Source organism: Sedimentibacter sp. B4 (assembly GCF_000309315.1).
In the GTDB taxonomy this organism is placed as follows: Bacteria; Bacillota; Clostridia; order Tissierellales; family Sedimentibacteraceae; genus Sedimentibacter; species Sedimentibacter saalensis.
Map to the genome: position 1 here is coordinate 1 of NZ_CANG01000978.1, position 217 is coordinate 217.

At 64.1% G+C, this 217-nt stretch carries 1 protein-coding gene; it reads right to left on the bottom strand.

The window, feature by feature from the left end:
• A partial coding sequence (locus BN358_RS24860) for a thiamine pyrophosphate-dependent enzyme (RefSeq protein ID WP_255346928.1) occupies positions 1-165 on the bottom strand: 165 nt, incomplete at its 3' end.
• Positions 166-217 lie beyond the last annotated feature (52 nt).

Below are 217 nucleotides of genomic sequence, written 5' to 3' on the forward strand. Positions count from 1 at the left end.
CCCATGGTCGCGGTAGCTTGTGAACAGATAGTCACGAGGTCGAAGCGCAGCCGTCAGACCGACGACGGTGGCCTCCTCACCAAGATTGAGGTGGCAGTATCCGCCGATCTTCGCCCGCGCATACATCTCGCTCGCTCGCAGCTCGAAAGCCCGCACCAACGACATCCGCCGGTAGTAGTCGCGCAAACCTCCACCGGCTCGACGTCCGGGCGCCGCT